The organism is Nostoc sp. (genome assembly GCF_036917935.1).
In the GTDB taxonomy this organism is placed as follows: Bacteria; Cyanobacteriota; Cyanobacteriia; order Cyanobacteriales; family Nostocaceae; genus Nostoc.
Map to the genome: position 1 here is coordinate 49,757 of NZ_JBALEL010000016.1, position 17,090 is coordinate 66,846.

Here is a 17,090-nt window from a genome sequence, read left to right on the forward strand (position 1 = left end):
AAATACGAGTTTATCTGTGGGTTCCTTTTCATGAAATAGTCTTTTGTAAAAAAATAATTCCTAGCCAGAAGTATTGGCGCAATCATGGTCGAAATTTTTGATTGCGATCGCTAATTTCCAGTCTAGTATTTGAAAGTTTGCCATCAAGGACAACTATCTAAAGAGTGAAAGTTTTTCCTCAAAATCTAGCCATTAGTTAGTTGTATAATTTTTAACAAACAATAACAATAGAACATATCGCCAGGATACATTTTATTTAAAATCTTGCTAAAGATCATGATACATTTAGTTTGACGGCATTAAGCTTGCTCGGCAATTATAAAGAGACGGCTATTAAAAGCCAATTATTTTACTGCTTGACTGCAATTTTAGAACTGATAAAATCGCCTACTTGCATTAATTATCTTTATTGTTGCAACAGAGAATAGTGCCACAGTATGCCTGCTTATCTTTAGTGCGATCTGGGGTTCTTAAAAAAAACAAATAGGAATTCGCTACTATCGTGTGGTCAACATTTGGATAAATGTTATGAGATATCAGAGCAGCTACTCATAATGTCCCACCTTTGAATTTTCCAGAGTTAACGGGTTTCATTTCTGCTTTCCATATCAGGGCAAACCAAATAATTATCTGGATATTTGTATTCATTTAACCTTGCATCCAGTATTTTCCAATAGTAAACCCAAGAAATTGAAAAGAGGATATTTCCATGTCTAGTTTGTTTCGTTGGTCATCAACAAAGGTTGCTTTGCTAGTTCTGGGAATGACAGCTGCTACAATAAGTCCCATCGTAATTTCTGCCCCAGCTTCATCTCAAACTCCTGTTCCATCTGCAACCCCATCACCTGCGACACCATCACCAACTTCAACAGTTAACTTGTCTGATGTTTCCTCAGATTATTGGGCGCGTCCCTTCATTCAAGCCCTAGCTGAGAATAACGTGATTAGTGGCTTTCCTGATGGCACCTATAGACCAAATCAGCCTGTGACTCGTGCTGAATTTGCTGCCTTGATTCAAAAAGCTTTCAGTAACCAAAACCGAGTTCGGCAATTAAGTGCAGGTGGATTTAGTGATGTTCCTGCTAACTACTGGGCAGCTTCTGCAATTCAAAATGCCTACGAAATTGGGTTTTTGGCAGGCTATCCTGGGAACGTGTTTAAACCAAATCAAGAAATTCCCAGAGTACAGGGAATCGTTGCTTTAAGTACTGGCTTAGGTTTAACTGGTGGCGATACAAGTACTCTCAGTACTTACTACAACGACGCCTCAGCTATCCCGCAATATGCTGTTGGGAGTGTGGCAGCAGCGACAGTAGGTAATCTTGTTGTCAACTACCCAGATGTAAAACAACTCAATCCACAACAGTCTTTGACTCGTGCTGAAGCAGCAGCACTTTTATATCAAGCTTTAGTTAAACAGGGACGGCTGCAACCCATTGCTAGTAATCTTCCAGCTAGTCAGTATGTTGTAGCTGGAACTCCTGTCGGTACTGATATTGTTTCTTTGGCGGCATCCAGTAATTCTTTTACAACTCTGACTTCTTTATTAAAGACAGCCGGTCTAACAGATATTCTTCAACAGCCAGGCCCTTATACAGTCTTCGCTCCCACCAATGAAGCATTTGCTGCTTTGCCTGCTGCTACCTTAGAACAGTTACAGCAACCGGAGAACAAAGAAGCGTTAGTTAAGATTTTGAGATATCATGTGGTTCCTGGTGCAGTAACTGCTAGTCAACTCTCGGCAGGGGAATTGACAACCGATGAAGGAAGACCTGTAAATATTAAAATCGATTCCGCTAACAATCAAGTCTCGGTGAATAATGCCAGAGTTATCCAGGCTGACGTGAAAGCTAGCAATGGTATTATCCATGCAATTAACCAAGTTCTGATTCCGCCCGATGTTAACATCAGTCAGTTAAATCAGCCACCAACAGGAACCACAAATGGTACAACGCCTGAAGTTACACCAGGTAGAGCTACTCTTGGTGGTAGAAGCTATATCGGAGTTGCTGGTAACATAGGTTTGAGCGGCAACGATACAGCTTTGAGCGACGGTAACTTTGCAGTAATCAGTAAAGTTGGTCTGACACGCAATATATCAGTGCGACCATCGGTGATCTTTGGGGACGATACACTGTTTATGATTCCCTTGACTTTGGATTTGTCTCCACGTAGAGCAGGTTCAGTGGGCGAAAGAACTTACGCTATATCTCCTTACATAGGTGCTGGCGTAGCCATTGAAGCTAATCTCGATACTGATTTTGGATTACTGCTAACTGGTGGTGTAGACGTTCCTCTCGGTTCTAAATTTACGCTAACAGGTGCTGTAAATGCTGCTTTTATGGATCAAACTGATGTCGGACTACTATTCGGACTTGGCTACAACTTCTAAGTAATATAAGTAGAACAGGCGATAGGGGCGCACATCTGTTATAGCTGTCAACTTAAGGTAGAAGTTATTGCCCTCATCCCCTAACCCCTTCTCCTAAAATTGGGAGAGGGGCTGGGGGTAAGGGCAAAACTCATCCAGTCAGAAGATTTCAGATGAAGTTGACACCAATGCACAGATGTGCGCCCCTAGTTAGGGCCGCTTGATGGCTAAAGTAAGTCCATCGGCGATGGGGACAAGGGAGAGTGTTACCCGTTGATCATGATGTAACTTTTGGTTCAGCGCCCGGATTGCTTGGGTACTTTCATCTTGATTTTGCTCTTCAGCTACTTGTCCAGACCATAAAACATTATCAATCGCAATCAATCCACCTGAACGCACTAATTGCAGCGATCGCTCATAATATGCATCATAATTTTCTTTATCAGCATCAATAAAGGCAAAATCAAAAGTATCGGCTTGCCCAGTTGCCAATAGCCGATCTAAAGTTTCCAAAGCTGGTGCCAATCGGAGATCGATTTTATCGGCAACGCCAGCTTCTTGCCAATATCTGCGAGCGATCGCAGTAAATTCTTCACTCACATCACAAGCAATAATTTTCCCATCATCTGGTAGTGCCAAAGCTATAGAAAGTGAGCTATAACCCGTAAACACTCCAACTTCTAGGGTTTTCTTCGCTCCAATTAACTGCACTAGAAGGCTCATAAACTGCCCTTGTTCTGGTGAAATCTGCATTCCACTCCGGGGATGATTGGCGGTTTCTTGGCGTAACTTCCCAAGAATTTCTGGTTCCCGTAGCGAAACGGATAAAAGATAATTGTAGAGTTGCTTATCAAGACCTATAGATTGTTTTGGCATGGTAGATGAGAGAATTGAGACAAACTACAGTTATACTATCGCTGATAAGTTGAATCTCAGGAATAAAATGGTGCGGTTAGTTTTGACAGCAATATTGCTGGTGCTAGTGACAGCTTGTGGCAGTATTGGACTGCTACCGACTAGCGATTTAGTCCAAAAAGCGATCGCACTTGGGCTAGAACAAACTCAACAAAAACTTAGCCAACAGTTGGATCTAGATTTTCAAGGATTTGAAATCAAGCGGCTATCAATTACCCAAGAACAACCCCTGACGATTGAAAATTTACCAGCTTTCCGCGTTCGGGGAACCTACGACTTGATTGTTAAGCTGCCAAAACGCCGCTTGACGCAACCACAACAAGCATTTGACGTTTACCTACAAATTCAGCAAGAAGGTAAAACTTGGCGATCGCTAATTCCAGAAAAAGGTAGTAAAGGTACTCAATCAACTTGGCGCAGTTATCTAGTCGAGTAAACCTGGTGCTTTTTTACGGTTGCGTAAGAATTGCAAACCAGTAGCGCAAACACCAAATGCCAGTAAACCTGACATAAAACTGGGTTCGGGAACACTAGCAGTAGATACAGAATTTATATTTACAGCAAAGTCTTTATTCAAGTCTACATTATCACCAAATGAGCTGTCGGCAGCACCAATAAATATAAATTGTGCATTAATGGGAACTTGCACAATAGCCCCATTAAAATCTCCACGCGAGATGTAAAAAATACTATTGTCTAAACACTGAAATGGAAGACAACCGTTAGGAAGAATTGCATTAATAGCACCAGGAACTCTATCAGTCGTTGCGCCATTATACTCTCCATTGCTTGGTAGCAATTTATTGTCAGTGCTGAAAGTAGCCCACATTGCACCAAAGTATTCGTCAGTCGGATCGCTAAAGGGTGAAAAACTACCAAACCGTTCCAGTTTAATTGTGTCCCCTGAATTAATTCCCAAATCTGTTAGAGAAAAAGGTATGCTATCAGGACTTAATGTATATGAAGAAATAAAACTTGCACTGGGGTCGATGTTGAATTTAGATGCAAAAGCTTGAGCAGAATCAATTTTCAATAATAGTACTAAGCTGAAAACGGTTCTAGCAGTTGCAACTGATAATTTTGTGAATAATTTAGGAATTTTATGATTTTTAAAAAAGGTTGACATATGAGTTATTAGAAATTGTTAATTACTAGAGTTAGACAAAAAGTGAGGTATTAAGTGATAAACCAGCTATCTTACTGTTTAATTTAAATTTTCGAGTATATTTAAATACTTAATCTTTAAACTATCTTATAAAATTTAAAATTGTCAATCTACCAATAGCTAGTTGACAAGTGATAAAAATAAAACTTTTTATCGGTAATTAACACTTAAAAAGTTCAATAAATGTCGCAGTTGCGGAAGAACTACATTAAGGATTTTTAAATTTTGAATTACGTACAGTGGAATATGTGCTGCTAGAAAAACCATCACAAGGATTCTGAACACAAAAATTTTTTAAGTTTGAATTCTGCACAGTGGTATATGTGCAACTAGAAAAACCATCACAAATATATTTGTATAATTGAGAACCCATAGCCATAATCGAGGTGATAGTTTCACCGGAGACAGGGCAAAATGTATATTAACTTTTTCATCAGTTCCATTGCTGGAATTGTGATTGTGGTACTGGCGGCTTTTGGCTTACTGCAATGGTTGCACATCCCTGCTGGTAACTTTCTTGACTGGGTGATTGGTGGTGCAAGTTTTTGGTGGCTGTTGGTAATTGTTACCGTCCCGTGGAATGTGCATTTTCAAGCCAAAGAAGTCTTAGCAGAAGCAGCACAATCCAAGGAGAAAGGAATTCCAGTCGATGAGAAACAAGTGAAGTATGTCACGTTGTTGGCAAAGCGATCGCTCTGGGTTGCCATTGCTTTACACTTATTCTCAACCGTTGGTCTTTATACTCTTGCTGCCACTGGTATTAGTACGGTTGGGTATATAAGTTCTGGTGCCGCTTTGTTATTAACAATTCTGCGTCCCGCGATTCGGGCGTATGAGTATTTATATGCGCGGTTAGCGATGATTCGCCAAGAATGGAAGTATCCGCGCGAAGATATTGTTGAACTGCGCGATCGCTTCTCTATATTGTCACAAAAAATCCAGTCATTGGAGGAGCAACTTAACCCAGAACAATCTTATTCCTTACCAGCGACTCAACAACGCTTTGCCGAAGAAACTCGCAGAGATTTAGCTCGAATTGCGGCTAACTTAGAAGAATTACGGGCGACAAATCAAACTGAACATGAGCGTTTGGGGAGAGAAGCCAGAAATGCGATCGCGCAACTTTCTACTGATGGGCAATTTCTCGATCATGTCCGCGAAATTATTCGATTTTTTAAGACTGCTTAATTATATTGCAGGAGTATATAGTAGTTCTCGTTTTGATGCAAAATCTAGTAGAGGCACAGAAAAAGCTCATTGGTGTCAACTTAACGTGAAAACTAGCCTAGTACAAGCTTTTAGATATTATCTCGTTCCCAGTCTCCGGCTGGGAATGTCGTCCTAGAGGCTCCGCCTCTCTTGCTGGCGGCAGAGCCGCTAGGAGCAGCATTTCCAGCCTCCGGCTGGAAACGAGGTTTTAAAGGAGTTTCAGCTTAAGTTGACACTAATGAGCATTGCTGTGCCCCTACGATTGGTATGTATTCCATGTAATTGAGAACCGCTATAAAGACATTATAAATTATCAGGGCAAGGTATAAAACCAAATATGTTATAACTTTGTACGGATGATATTTGGTGAAGCTCACATAAATTGAGGAGTACTCACAGTGAATCAGATACAACTGACTTTAACTATTGGTTACTTATTAATGTCATGCTATTTTTTAAGCAATTGGTTAATATTTTCCCTACGTCATCCTGTTTCCACTCCCGAAGATAAATTTTTATCGGTTGTGATGTTTTTGGTAACAACTATCTTCTGGCCTCTGATGATTCCGATGTCTTGTTTAGAAATGGTTCAACAAAAGCGAATAGACTTTAGTAAAATGATTCCTGTTCTCTTAGCAATATTTGTATTTAGTATTTCATATTATTTAACCGAATAATTTATAATTCATCCTCACAAATTGCATAGATATAAAAAGAAGCCGGAGGATTGACTTGTGACCCTCCGACTTTTTTATGCAACACACTACCTTTAATTGTTAGGCAGTCTACTTATAGCGTTTCCTAATCAGATGAGATACATCATAGTCCCCTCCTCGCTTGCGGGGAGGGGGTTGGGGGTGGGGTTCTTGTACCTCACTCAACTGAGAACCGCTATATTGAATTGGAAATCTCCTAACGCCGTCTGCTGCCAAAACCACTTGAGCGGCTGGGTGATGAACTACGCCCACTACCAAAACCACTACCAGAATTGCGTCTAGTATTGTTGGAGTTACCAGAAGGTCGCAACGTACTACCACCAAAACCAGAACCAGAAGGACGGTTATTACCTGTAGTGCTACGCGGTGTATTGCGTATGTTTGAATTTCCAGGATATGACCTTCTAATTGTCCCTGTATTGCGGAACGCAGTGCGATTTACCACGGCTGCGGGTGGCGCATTGTACCGAGTTTGGTAGTTTTGAACTGCTTGGCCATAGCTGCCGCCATATCCACCGAAGCCACTTAATCCTTGTCCTGATTGATAGACAGGCGGTACATAATACTGGGGTCTAAATAATAGACTACCAATTGCCTGCCCCGCCAAGCTACCAGCCACAGACCCCGCAAACGGTGCCCAGAAGCTATTTTCTCGACGGACTACAGTCGTCTCTTGTTGTCCTGTTTGAGGATTGGTTTTATTCTCGGTAACGTTGTGGACATACTCAAGTTTAAAGTCTTCCGTCAGATATAAAATCGGTTGTCCTTTTTCTACCTTCAGATAGGTTTTCTTACCCTCCTTGATTTGATCGTCAGTTAACCGTGCCATTTGCAAATTTTCGGTTGAAAAGGTTGGGGGCTTATTGTTAAGTAAAAACAGGTTGTACTCCCCAGATGCATCGTCATAAGTAGCTTGTTGTATTTGATACTCCCCGTCACCCAGCTTTGTATTAGTAGAGGTTTGGTTAACATTCTTAGCCGGAGGAGTAGTTTGGTTTCCCCCACCACAAGCGACAGTTGTGATACACAAACTCAGAGCTAAAAAAACGGCTGTAAATTTACGTACTATGGTCATGATCATTGGATTATTGTCCTATCTCTGAGCTTAACAATTTATCGATGTGAGTAGTAAGTACGGACTACCCAACAGATTACAAAGGAATCAATTCTGGATAATATTGCAACAGTTGATCGCTAGTGAGTTCATCGCCTAACTGTGCTGGCGAGAAATGCACTTGGATTGCCTTAAATCGATGTTTATAATGCAAATTTATCAATGCTTTCAATCCTTCCTTGAGTGCCTGAACGTTAGAAAGATCAGTTTCTAACTCTGGTACTTCTCCTTCATAAGCTACTGTAACGATCGCAATGACGTTGCGGGTTACAGGTATAGATAAAGGTTCATTCAATCCAGAGTCAGAACTGGAATCTGGTTCACTGAGATATCTTTGGGCAGAGTCAGTAAACAATTCATTCACGTAATCTCCCGCCTCGCCTTCACTCCAAAATACGTCACCTTCGTTAGCAGCAGAAAGCCAATATTCATCGTATTGCAGCAGGGTTTGGCTAATTTCTACCAATCCTTCTCCCAAAACTTCTAAGTCGCCCTCGGCATCGATCGCATCCCGTCCAGCACGATTTAATACTCCCAAAATTGGCGCTACTTCACCTCCCCCTAAGTGCAGAAATAGGCGAAAGACGACATAACGAGTTCGACCGATCATTTTATTAAATATATTGCTCATTTTCCCTCCAAAATTTTGTCATTTGTTATTAGTTCAATGCCCAATGCCCCATAACTAATGACTAATATAGTGAAATCCTTTGACAAAATCTATAACCATATCTAATGAAGGCAATAAATTTTTTGTTGACTCACTGGATATATCATCATAAGCTGAAGCATTGAAAGCAGAGCGATTAATAAATCTTTTTCCAAAGTTGGGATGGTCATAGACAATCAAAGTGTGGGCGCTGGAATTGGTTAAAACTATTTGGGTTGGGGCTTTACAAAAATTTAACTTTGCGGCTACTCCGATATTTTTTTTCATCTGTTTAATTGTTTTAGCCTGACTCATAGCTTGTTCTAAAAGAATATTTAATTGTTTCACTATATGGGGCGATTTTAAATCTTGGTTTGCAACAACTTCACTGTTAATCATTTCCACCATACTGAAAATATTCTTTTGGGTAGATGCTGCATCTAGAAAGGGAAGAATCACAATGTAAGCAGTGGGAAATAATACTTCGTCGCTATCTACATGAAAGGTGAAAATAGTTCGACGACGGCCACTTTCGATGCTTGGGGGTTGTTTCAGTCCCTGGTATTCCTGAGCAATTTGGTAGTAAGCCCCTGCGATCGCAAAATTGGCTTCGTGTTCTAGGGCTGCATCAACAATAATCCGAATTGTTGGCGGTGTTTCGTTAAAAAAATCTCGTGACTCTTCAGAATGGAAGTTTTGGATAATGGAGCGATCGCCATTTGGACTAAGATCAACCCATTCACAAATCATCCCTTCGGTTTTTAAACCAAACCTGGAGGTGGCATAAAGCTTTGCTCCTGTTAAAGTTGCTCCTGTTAAGTCAGCACCGATCCATTCCGCTCTAATTAATTTTGCCTGAGTTAAATTAGCGTGGATTAAACTTGTATTCGTTAAATTGGCATTGCTTAAATCTGCGCCAATTAAATCAGCCCCGCTCAATTTTGCGCCACTAAAATCAGCCCATCGGAGATTCGCGCCGCTCAAATCAGCCCACCGGAGATTCGCGCCGCTCAAATCAGCCCCGCTCAAGTTAGCATGGCTGAGATTGGCTTGTCTGAGTTCAGTATCTCGCAAATTTGCGCCGCTCAGATCAGAACGACTGAGGTCACTGGCGTTTAAGTTAGCCATCTCCAAGTTGGCCCCGTTCAAGGAAGCACCTTTCAAGACAGTCTCACTCAAGTTAGCGTGACGGAGATTCGCTTGGCGGAGTGTCGCCTCTCGCAAATCGGCACTGGTGAGGTCAGCCTCCGACAGGTCAGCACGACTGAGATCGGCGCGAATTAACTCAGCACGGATTAAGGAGGCTCCTCTAAGTTGAGCGCGACCCAAATCGGCTCGAATCAAATTAGCGACATTGAGACTGGCGTTGTTCAGGATGGCGCTGGATAGATTCGCCCCACTCAGTCTAGCGACATTCAGCTTGGCATTACTCAAGTTAGCTTCACTCAGATTCGCGCCACTTAGGTTGACTATACTCAAATTAGCATCGCTAAGATTCACGCCACTGAGTTTAACCCCACTCAGGTTAGCTTCCGCAAGGTCGATACCACTAAAGTTTAAGACTCCCGCTGCGTATTTTTCTAATAATTCCTCTACAGTCATCGATGCTACCCCTTGGATGCCAACTTTAATAGTTGGTAAAGTCATAAAAAACGGAATGTCAAAATCAAAAATGAATATTGGGATTTTAGGATTGGGACTGATTGGCGGATCTTTGGGTTTTGATTTGCGATCGCAAGGACATCATATCTTAGGAGTTAGTCGCCGTGAAACCACCTGTAAAAAGGCAGTTGCTCTCGGCAGTGTTGATCAAGCATCGGTTGATCTGAGCCTATTAGCAGCCGCAGAAGTTGTATTTATTTGTACACCTCTAGCACTTATTGTGCCCCAATTTGAACAGTTAATCGCTCATTTGCCTGTGACTACAGTCGTGACTGATGTGGGTTCGGCGAAAGCACAGATAGTTAAGGATATTTCTCCCCTTTGGGATAATTTTATCGGCGGTCATCCAATGGCGGGAAGAACAGACAGTGGGATAGAAGCTGCACAGCGGGATTTATTTGTCGATAAACCTTATGTTCTAACACCAACAACTACAACACCAACTAGTGCAATTACGGTTGTGGAAGAAATTGTGCGATCGCTGGGAGCGAATATCTACTATTGTCAACCAGAGCAACATGACCGCGCTGTGAGTTGGATTTCCCATTTACCTGTAATGGTCAGTTCCTCATTGATTGCTGCTTGTTTGAGTGAAACTGACCCCGATGTTTTGCAATTAGCCCAAAAGTTAGCTAGTTCAGGTTTTCGGGATACCAGTCGTGTGGGTGGCGGGAATCCAGAGTTGGGGGTGATGATGGCGCGGTATAATCGTCAAGCATTGCTGCGATCGCTGCAACAATATCGTCACAATCTCGATGAGTTGACTAACTTAATTGAGCAAGAAAATTGGGCAGTTTTAGAGGAAAAGTTTAAATCAAGGCAACAGGCACGACCTGATTTTGTTGAATAGTTGTCGGGTGCGTTCAGCTATCGATAACGCACCCATTTTTAGATTTAATCAGTTAATTGATAAAGTTTGTTGGCTGCTTTTTTGTCAAAACAACTCTCCAGAGCTACTCAGAAATTTCAACAATAAAATCTTTAAAAAATGCTACTCAACAGTTTGATAGTCACCAAACCGATGTACCATACAGATAAATTTACAAAAATAAACAATGGTAGAACGTCCAATCAAGAAATCGGAACGTCAGTCTCAAGAAAGTACTGACAACAATTCCGAAAATTCGGATTCTGTAACCCCTATTGAATCCAAGCCCAAAAGCTCAAAACCGAGCCGTAATCGCTCGTCTGACAAAGGGAAAAAAGCATCATTAGGAGATGAAAACAGACATCAGGGGAATCCGGCCCTAGCGCGTGGCCCAAAACCGGTTAAACCTCCAGTTGCCAAAGTCCAAACAGAAGAACTTGAAACCGAATCAGAATCAGAACCTATATCTGAGGAGTCTCAAGACTAATATTACCAGTGTTGCGTGTGATGTGGGAGGCTATAAGCTATATAAAGACTGGGATTGCTGGCATCGAAGGCAGCGATCGCGCCCCCCATCACCATTAGGTTATTCTTATCTAAAATGCGCGAAAGGGTAGGTGTACAAATTCCACAGCCCCAAAAAAGTGCTTCTATCTCAACACCAGCAAGCATTTCACCCATTAATCGCCAAATTGCCATCCGCGCAATCTCTGAAATGCTTACAAAAACTCGGTGTCAGCCTTCAACCTTTTCCGACACTCTTCCCAAAAAAATTCTCTAATGCTATGATTGCTTTAGAATCGCGCAACCGCACCTTGAAAACTAAATATAGCTTGGCTTTCAGGCTCCCGCCATTGCAATACATCAAAATCCCTATTAGGGATTGAAACTATTGAGTTCTGCCGATATTGCTTTATTTGATGTTATTGCAATACATCAAAATCCCTATTAGGGATTGAAACAGTATCAATACATTCAGACTATAACATCTGTAGAAATTGCAATACATCAAAATCCCTATTAGGGATTGAAACCCAGTAATCGCAACGTTTGCAGAATCAATTCCTGAAATTGCAATACATCAAAATCCCTATTAGGGATTGAAACAATAGATAAAATCACATCAGAAGTAACTTGAGAAATTGCAATACATCAAAATCCCTATTAGGGATTGAAACTTATCACGACAAACTTTTAAAGATTGCTTATGAATTGCAATACATCAAAATCCCTATTAGGGATTGAAACTCCAGTTGCCCTGTGCCCATGTCTATGTTATAGTTGTTGGTGATTGCAATACATCAAAATCCCTATTAGGGATTGAAACACAATGTGCCAAAGCGTAGATATGGACTAAAAGGATTGCAATACATCAAAATCCCTATTAGGGATTGAAACCGGATAAATAACTTTTGTGGCTGGATGCGATGCCCTATTGCAATACATCAAAATCCCTATTAGGGATTGAAACCGCGAAATCACTGTGTAAGCTGCGCCTAGGTAGGTACAAATTGCAATACATCAAAATCCCTATTAGGGATTGAAACGGATACATCTCGAAGTATATGTCTAAGGGAGGCGAATTGCAATACATCAAAATCCCTATTAGGGATTGAAACGGGAAATTAAGCGATCACCAACTTTGACTATTATTGCAATACATCAAAATCCCTATTAGGGATTGAAACTCTGTGCCTCTGGGTATGCCTTCACTAGGCTTGTCATTGCAATACATCAAAATCCCTATTAGGGATTGAAACGGGGTACTCCAGGGTACAGTGCATGGTATTGGTGATTGCAATACATCAAAATCCCTATTAGGGATTGAAACTAAAAAGATTGTGGAGCCTGATTATAGTTATATTGCAATACATCAAAATCCCTATTAGGGATTGAAACTGTGCAGCTTCCTTGACTGCACCCAAGCGTTCGGGATTGCAATACATCAAAATCCCTATTAGGGATTGAAACCCTTGACTGTAGGTACAAAATATCTTTTGTCGCATTGCAATACATCAAAATCCCTATTAGGGATTGAAACTTTTTTCTTCGGCTCGAACCTGGTCTTCACCAGTATTGCAATACATCAAAATCCCTATTAGGGATTGAAACGCGGTGGGAGACCCCGGCAGTAGTTGCCTTGTGCAATTGCAATACATCAAAATCCCTATTAGGGATTGAAACAGCTTGGCAACGATCAAAAGAATTACTGGTCACAATTGCAATACATCAAAATCCCTATTAGGGATTGAAACGTTACATATGAGTACCTCCAGCGTGGTTGGGAGTATGATTGCAATACATCAAAATCCCTATTAGGGATTGAAACATCAAAACTTTCATTTGCAATCTTTTTGAATAGAATTGCAATACATCAAAATCCCTATTAGGGATTGAAACTTGTCAACTGAGTGAGAAATCATCCCAATTTTTATTGCAATACATCAAAATCCCTATTAGGGATTGAAACCTGGGTCAATGGTGCGGATATAGTCGAAAAATTATTGCAATACATCAAAATCCCTATTAGGGATTGAAACTTTTCAGTTTTCTTGCAGTGTTTGTCATAATCTCATTGCAATACATCAAAATCCCTATTAGGGATTGAAACATAGAACTCTATCAACCCGGTAGGCTCAATAGTTTAATTGCAATACATCAAAATCCCTATTAGGGATTGAAACAGAATGCCAACCGATTGAATCTTGACCATTGCGAATTGCAATACATCAAAATCCCTATTAGGGATTGAAACTAAAACCCTCGTTAAAAAACTCCTTTGTAAAAAGATTGCAATACATCAAAATCCCTATTAGGGAATGAAACTTTTGTGGTTTTATAACCTATGTTAATAATCAGCAATTGGAATACATCAAAATCCCTATTGGGGATTGAAACAAGTCTAATGAATTAATAGACGCGCTAGCCCGTACTATTGCAAAAGTCCCATAACACTTTATATTCGTACTAAGTTAATTCCCCTTCTATCGCGCTAGCCCGTACTATTGCAAAAGTCCCATAACACCCCACCCCCAACCCCTCCCCGCAAGCGGGGAGGGGAGACTTTGACGTAAGTCAAAGGCGGGGTGGGGTTCTTTTTTTGATTTATGCAAGAAGTCTAATTTGCTTAATTTATCGCACCTCAGTACAGTAAAATCAAAAGCAGTTTCCAGATCATAAAAATGACGACTCAAAAAAGGATTGCTGTGGTAACAGGCAGTAATCGAGGGCTAGGATATGCTATTTCTCGTCAATTATCCCAAATTGGCAACCGCGTAATTCTGACGAGTCGTAATCAAATAGATGGTCTTGCTGCTAAACAGCAGCTTACCAATGAAGGGTTTGATGTTGACTATCACACGCTGGATGTCACCAATGATGGAAGTGTCGAGCAGTTTACTGAGTGGCTGCATGAAACTTACGGCAAAGTAGATATTCTGGTCAATAATGCCGGCATAAATCCCACAACTAAGCCGGAGGAGTCCAGCTTACTAACTGTGCAACTGGAAACGATGCGATCGACCTTTGAAACCAATGTTCTAGCGGTACTCAGAATTTCTCAAGCATTAATTCCGTTGATGAAGCTGCAAAACTACGGTCGTATTGTCAATATCTCAACGGAAATGGCATCTCTGGTATCAGTTCCTACTGATTACTACCCTTTAGCGCCCTCCTATCGCCTCTCGAAGGTGGGAGTAAATGGACTAACAGTTCTTCTGGCGAAAGAACTCCAAGGTACTAATATTCTCGTAAATGCCTATTCTCCAGGTTGGATGAAGACCGATATGGGGGGAGATAATGCCCCCTTCACGGCAGAAGAAGGAGCGCAAACCGCTATCTATTTGGCAACACTTCCCGATGGAGGAGCGCAAGGACAGTTTTTTGCAGAGATGCGAAAGTTTGGTGGCCCCATTCAATTACAGTGGTAGGTTAATATGGGAAATTCCGCAGGTTTACCGTCTATTTACGCAGATATACAGATTGAATTAGCACCTGCTAAAGTTATTGCCTCGTTTCCGGTTAATACTTTCCTGGAAAATTTAGCGATCGCACCAGATGGCACAATCTTTGTAAGCAATCATGAAGTCGGTAAGATTGTTCGCATTACCCCAGATGGAAATCAGCAAATTCATGCCACTGTTGAAGGCAAAGTAAGTGGTCTTGCTTTCACTGCTAACGGGGGTTTAGTCACAACAGGCTGGAATGCTGATTCTATACCCGTGGTTTCTCTAGTTACCAGTGATGGCACGGTGGAAACGTTGCTGACACTGCCAGATGCAATATTTCTCAATGGCATCACCCCACTTTCGGATACTCAATATTTGACAGCAGATTCTTATCGCGGTGCAATCTGGCTAATTGATGTTGCTCAACACAGTGGATCAATTTGGCTAGAACATCCTATGCTGGCTCGTAGCAGTTCGGAAAATGTCACTCCGGCGGCAAATGGTTTGAAGCGTTTTGGTGATTTCCTCTACGTCTCAAATACAGAAAAAATGTTGCTGTTACGGATTCCCCTTGGTATTGGAGATGAACCAGGTGAGCCGGAAATTTTTGTTGAGCAGACTAATATTGATGACTTTGCTTTTGATGTGGAAGGCAACCTTTACGGAGCGACGCACATATACAATAGTGTAGTGCGAATTGCCAGCGATCGCAGTACAACTATCATTGCTCAAGCCGAGGATGGTGTAATTGGTAGCACAGCCGTGGCTTTTGGTCAAGGGAAAGACGATCGCACAGCAATTTATGTTGTTACCAACGGTGGAATGTTTTTACCTCCGCCCACAGGGGTGGTTCCTGCCAATGTTGTTAGATTTGAGGTTGGTAAAGCTGGATATCCTTTAGCTTGAGAATGATGCAATTTTAAATTTTGGATTATGGATTAAAAATTCCAAATCCAAAATTTAAAAACGTTTGAGAACAAACGAATTTATACTCGTTTTGCAACAAGTAAGCTACGTGAAACAAATCCAAAATCCTCAAGCCCTGAATTTATTCATAGGATCAATCCAAAATCTAAAATCTAAAATCCAAAATTGATGGAGATGGAACAGAACGATCAATCTGTAACCGTAGTCATTACACAAGTTGTCAAACCAGGATGCGAAACCGCTTACGAAGCTTGGTTGAAAGATATTACCAGGGTTTCCAGAACATATCTAGGTCATTTGGGAACAAATGTGATTCGTCCCCAACTTGGGGTGCGAAATGAATATGTGATCATCTTCCGGTTTGACGATTATAAAAATTTAAAGGTGTGGATGACATCGCGCGATCGCGAATATTGGCTGAATCAAGGTAAACACTTGGTTGAATCTGACCCTAATGTTCAACAAAACTGTGGATTAGAAGCTTGGTTTTCTCTTCCCGGTCAACCACTGAAAACTCCACCACGCTATAAAATAGCATTGCTAACTTGGGGAGCTGTATATGTGTTGATTAATATTTTGAGTACGTTTCTAGTCCCTCTGCTTCGCGGTTTACCACATTTGATTATTTCGCTGATCGTTACCATTATTATGGTTGTACTTTTGACCTACGTTGTCATGCCCAGAGTCAGCCGTTTGTTTAGTTGGTGGCTATATCCTAAATCACGAAAAGTTTAGCAATTGAAATTAGTTTGACTCAACTCTGTTAAGGGACTTCCAAATAAAAAAATATCTAATATAATGTCCCCTTGATTACTTATAAAACCTCAAAAACCCCTCCCCGCCGGCGGGGTGGGGCTGGGGGTGGGGTGCAATGACTATGGGAATCACAACTAATTACCCGGACATGATACATTGGTGTCAACTTAAGCACAAACCCTTTTAAAACCTCGTTTCCAGCCTCTGGCTGGAAATGCAGCTCCTGGCGGCTCTGCCGCCAGCAAGGGAGGCGGAGCCTCACATAGGCATTCCCAGTCTCCGACTGGGAACGAGATAATCTATAAAAGCTGCTTCTAGACTGGCTTTTACGTTAAGTTGACACCAATAGCGAGACGCCCACCCCACAAGATAGAATAATTTATTTCTTGGAAATCCCTAATTAAGAGTGATTGGATTCTTTTCAACCCTCAGCCATATTAACCAACAGCGAACTCCGTAAATTGTCGTTTAAAGGGGGAATGAAAAGCTAAAACGATGTCTTGTTTGAGTATACCTCGACTAATAAGTTCATTGGCGATACCTCCTTCAGTACCATCATGTTGAATCCAAATTTTTTCGTTTTTAATATCTAGATGCAAAACGCAGCCATATACACGGCGCTTATTTGACCACCCCGCGTGAACAAGTTGGTAGCGGTCGCGTTCTCTATCAAAAATAATTTCTGCTTCGACTTCTTCGTTGCTGGCTTTGATTTCGCTGTAAGCTAGCAACAGTTCTTGAATCAGTTGACGGTACTGTTCTACTTTTGCCATTTTACGTTCACGAAGTGT

At 41.3% G+C, this 17,090-nt stretch carries 16 protein-coding genes and 1 CRISPR repeat array; of the genes, 9 read left to right on the forward strand and 7 right to left on the reverse strand.

What is annotated here, in order from left to right; genetic code table 11:
- Window positions 1-709: 709 nt before the first annotated feature.
- Window positions 710-2,392, forward strand: a complete 1,683-nt coding sequence (locus tag V7K62_RS07255) for a fasciclin domain-containing protein (RefSeq protein ID WP_334863125.1) — start codon at window positions 710-712, stop codon at window positions 2,390-2,392.
- Between the two features lie 189 nt (window positions 2,393-2,581).
- Here V7K62_RS07255 and V7K62_RS07260 read toward each other — a convergent pair whose 3' ends face one another.
- Complete coding sequence (locus V7K62_RS07260) at window positions 2,582-3,247, reverse strand: class I SAM-dependent methyltransferase (RefSeq protein ID WP_334863127.1); 666 nt, start codon at window positions 3,245-3,247, stop codon at window positions 2,582-2,584.
- Window positions 3,248-3,314: 67 nt separating this feature from the next.
- Here V7K62_RS07260 and V7K62_RS07265 point away from each other — a divergent pair, with 67 nt between their 5' ends.
- Window positions 3,315-3,722: a hypothetical protein gene (locus V7K62_RS07265; protein WP_334863129.1), complete on the forward strand. Its 408-nt coding sequence runs from the start codon at window positions 3,315-3,317 to the stop codon at window positions 3,720-3,722.
- Here V7K62_RS07265 and V7K62_RS07270 read toward each other — a convergent pair.
- A complete protein-coding gene (locus V7K62_RS07270) occupies window positions 3,711-4,319 on the reverse strand; it encodes a hypothetical protein (protein WP_334863131.1) in 609 nt (202 codons plus the stop codon). The two genes, V7K62_RS07265 and V7K62_RS07270, sit on opposite strands and share 12 nt — an antisense overlap.
- 546 nt (window positions 4,320-4,865) lie before the next feature.
- Between V7K62_RS07270 and V7K62_RS07275 the strand changes: the two genes are divergently transcribed.
- Window positions 4,866-5,639 carry a hypothetical protein gene (locus tag V7K62_RS07275; protein ID WP_334863134.1) on the forward strand — a complete coding sequence of 258 codons (774 nt, stop codon included), beginning with the start codon at window positions 4,866-4,868 and terminating at the stop codon, window positions 5,637-5,639.
- A gap of 419 nt (window positions 5,640-6,058) precedes the next feature.
- Window positions 6,059-6,337 carry a hypothetical protein gene (locus tag V7K62_RS07280; protein WP_334863136.1) on the forward strand — a complete coding sequence of 93 codons (279 nt, stop codon included), beginning with the start codon at window positions 6,059-6,061 and terminating at the stop codon, window positions 6,335-6,337.
- Window positions 6,338-6,572: 235 nt separating this feature from the next.
- On the opposite strand, the gene V7K62_RS07285 is transcribed toward V7K62_RS07280, so the two are convergent.
- The 3 genes from V7K62_RS07285 to V7K62_RS07295 form a co-directional block, all read right to left on the reverse strand.
- Entirely contained in the window at window positions 6,573-7,457 is an 885-nt protein-coding gene (locus V7K62_RS07285) for a hypothetical protein (RefSeq protein WP_334863138.1), read from the reverse strand.
- 70 nt (window positions 7,458-7,527) lie between these two features.
- A complete protein-coding gene (locus tag V7K62_RS07290; protein WP_334863140.1) occupies window positions 7,528-8,121 on the reverse strand; it encodes a DUF1517 domain-containing protein in 594 nt (197 codons plus the stop codon).
- Between the two features lie 54 nt (window positions 8,122-8,175).
- Window positions 8,176-9,741, reverse strand: a complete 1,566-nt coding sequence (locus V7K62_RS07295) for a pentapeptide repeat-containing protein (protein WP_334863266.1) — start codon at window positions 9,739-9,741, stop codon at window positions 8,176-8,178.
- A gap of 70 nt (window positions 9,742-9,811) precedes the next feature.
- Here V7K62_RS07295 and V7K62_RS07300 point away from each other — a divergent pair, with 70 nt between their 5' ends.
- Window positions 9,812-10,651, forward strand: a complete 840-nt coding sequence (locus tag V7K62_RS07300) for a prephenate/arogenate dehydrogenase (RefSeq protein WP_334863268.1) — start codon at window positions 9,812-9,814, stop codon at window positions 10,649-10,651.
- Between the two features lie 205 nt (window positions 10,652-10,856).
- A complete protein-coding gene (locus V7K62_RS07305) occupies window positions 10,857-11,156 on the forward strand; it encodes a hypothetical protein (RefSeq protein ID WP_334863142.1) in 300 nt (99 codons plus the stop codon).
- Window positions 11,157-11,158: 2 nt separating this feature from the next.
- Here V7K62_RS07305 and V7K62_RS07310 read toward each other — a convergent pair whose 3' ends face one another.
- Window positions 11,159-11,368, reverse strand: a complete 210-nt coding sequence (locus tag V7K62_RS07310; RefSeq protein ID WP_334863144.1) for a hypothetical protein — start codon at window positions 11,366-11,368, stop codon at window positions 11,159-11,161.
- 154 nt (window positions 11,369-11,522) lie between these two features.
- Window positions 11,523-13,567: direct repeats of the CRISPR family, unit length 37 nt; unit sequence ATTGCAATACATCAAAATCCCTATTAGGGATTGAAAC.
- A gap of 284 nt (window positions 13,568-13,851) precedes the next feature.
- Between V7K62_RS07310 and V7K62_RS07315 the strand changes: the two genes are divergently transcribed.
- The 3 genes from V7K62_RS07315 (at window position 13,852) to V7K62_RS07325 (ending at window position 16,278) form a co-directional block, all read left to right on the forward strand.
- A complete protein-coding gene (locus V7K62_RS07315) occupies window positions 13,852-14,598 on the forward strand; it encodes an SDR family oxidoreductase (protein ID WP_334863146.1) in 747 nt (248 codons plus the stop codon).
- A 6-nt stretch (window positions 14,599-14,604) separates the two neighbouring features.
- Complete coding sequence (locus V7K62_RS07320) at window positions 14,605-15,522, forward strand: SMP-30/gluconolactonase/LRE family protein (protein WP_334863147.1); 918 nt, start codon at window positions 14,605-14,607, stop codon at window positions 15,520-15,522.
- Window positions 15,523-15,717: 195 nt separating this feature from the next.
- A complete protein-coding gene (locus tag V7K62_RS07325; protein ID WP_334863149.1) occupies window positions 15,718-16,278 on the forward strand; it encodes an antibiotic biosynthesis monooxygenase in 561 nt (186 codons plus the stop codon).
- A gap of 458 nt (window positions 16,279-16,736) precedes the next feature.
- Here V7K62_RS07325 and V7K62_RS07330 read toward each other — a convergent pair whose 3' ends face one another.
- The gene (locus tag V7K62_RS07330) at window positions 16,737-17,072 is read right to left on the reverse strand and encodes a XisI protein (protein ID WP_334863270.1); all 336 of its coding nucleotides are present in this window, start codon (window positions 17,070-17,072) and stop codon (window positions 16,737-16,739) included.
- Window positions 17,073-17,090: the final 18 nt, after the last annotated feature.

Coding starts and splice junctions, on each gene's coding strand:
- V7K62_RS07255 (WP_334863125.1), top strand. CDS start 710: ATGTCTAGTTTGTTTCGTTGGTCATCAACAAAGGTTGCTTTGCTAGTT.
- V7K62_RS07260 (WP_334863127.1), bottom strand. CDS start 3,247: ATGCCAAAACAATCTATAGGTCTTGATAAGCAACTCTACAATTATCTT.
- V7K62_RS07265 (WP_334863129.1), top strand. CDS start 3,315: ATGGTGCGGTTAGTTTTGACAGCAATATTGCTGGTGCTAGTGACAGCT.
- V7K62_RS07275 (WP_334863134.1), top strand. CDS start 4,866: ATGTATATTAACTTTTTCATCAGTTCCATTGCTGGAATTGTGATTGTG.
- V7K62_RS07285 (WP_334863138.1), bottom strand. CDS start 7,457: ATGATCATGACCATAGTACGTAAATTTACAGCCGTTTTTTTAGCTCTG.
- V7K62_RS07290 (WP_334863140.1), bottom strand. CDS start 8,121: ATGAGCAATATATTTAATAAAATGATCGGTCGAACTCGTTATGTCGTC.
- V7K62_RS07295 (WP_334863266.1), bottom strand. CDS start 9,741: ATGACTGTAGAGGAATTATTAGAAAAATACGCAGCGGGAGTCTTAAAC.
- V7K62_RS07300 (WP_334863268.1), top strand. CDS start 9,812: ATGAATATTGGGATTTTAGGATTGGGACTGATTGGCGGATCTTTGGGT.
- V7K62_RS07305 (WP_334863142.1), top strand. CDS start 10,857: ATGGTAGAACGTCCAATCAAGAAATCGGAACGTCAGTCTCAAGAAAGT.
- V7K62_RS07310 (WP_334863144.1), bottom strand. CDS start 11,368: ATGGCAATTTGGCGATTAATGGGTGAAATGCTTGCTGGTGTTGAGATA.
- V7K62_RS07315 (WP_334863146.1), top strand. CDS start 13,852: ATGACGACTCAAAAAAGGATTGCTGTGGTAACAGGCAGTAATCGAGGG.
- V7K62_RS07320 (WP_334863147.1), top strand. CDS start 14,605: ATGGGAAATTCCGCAGGTTTACCGTCTATTTACGCAGATATACAGATT.
- V7K62_RS07325 (WP_334863149.1), top strand. CDS start 15,718: ATGGAACAGAACGATCAATCTGTAACCGTAGTCATTACACAAGTTGTC.
- V7K62_RS07330 (WP_334863270.1), bottom strand. CDS start 17,072: ATGGCAAAAGTAGAACAGTACCGTCAACTGATTCAAGAACTGTTGCTA.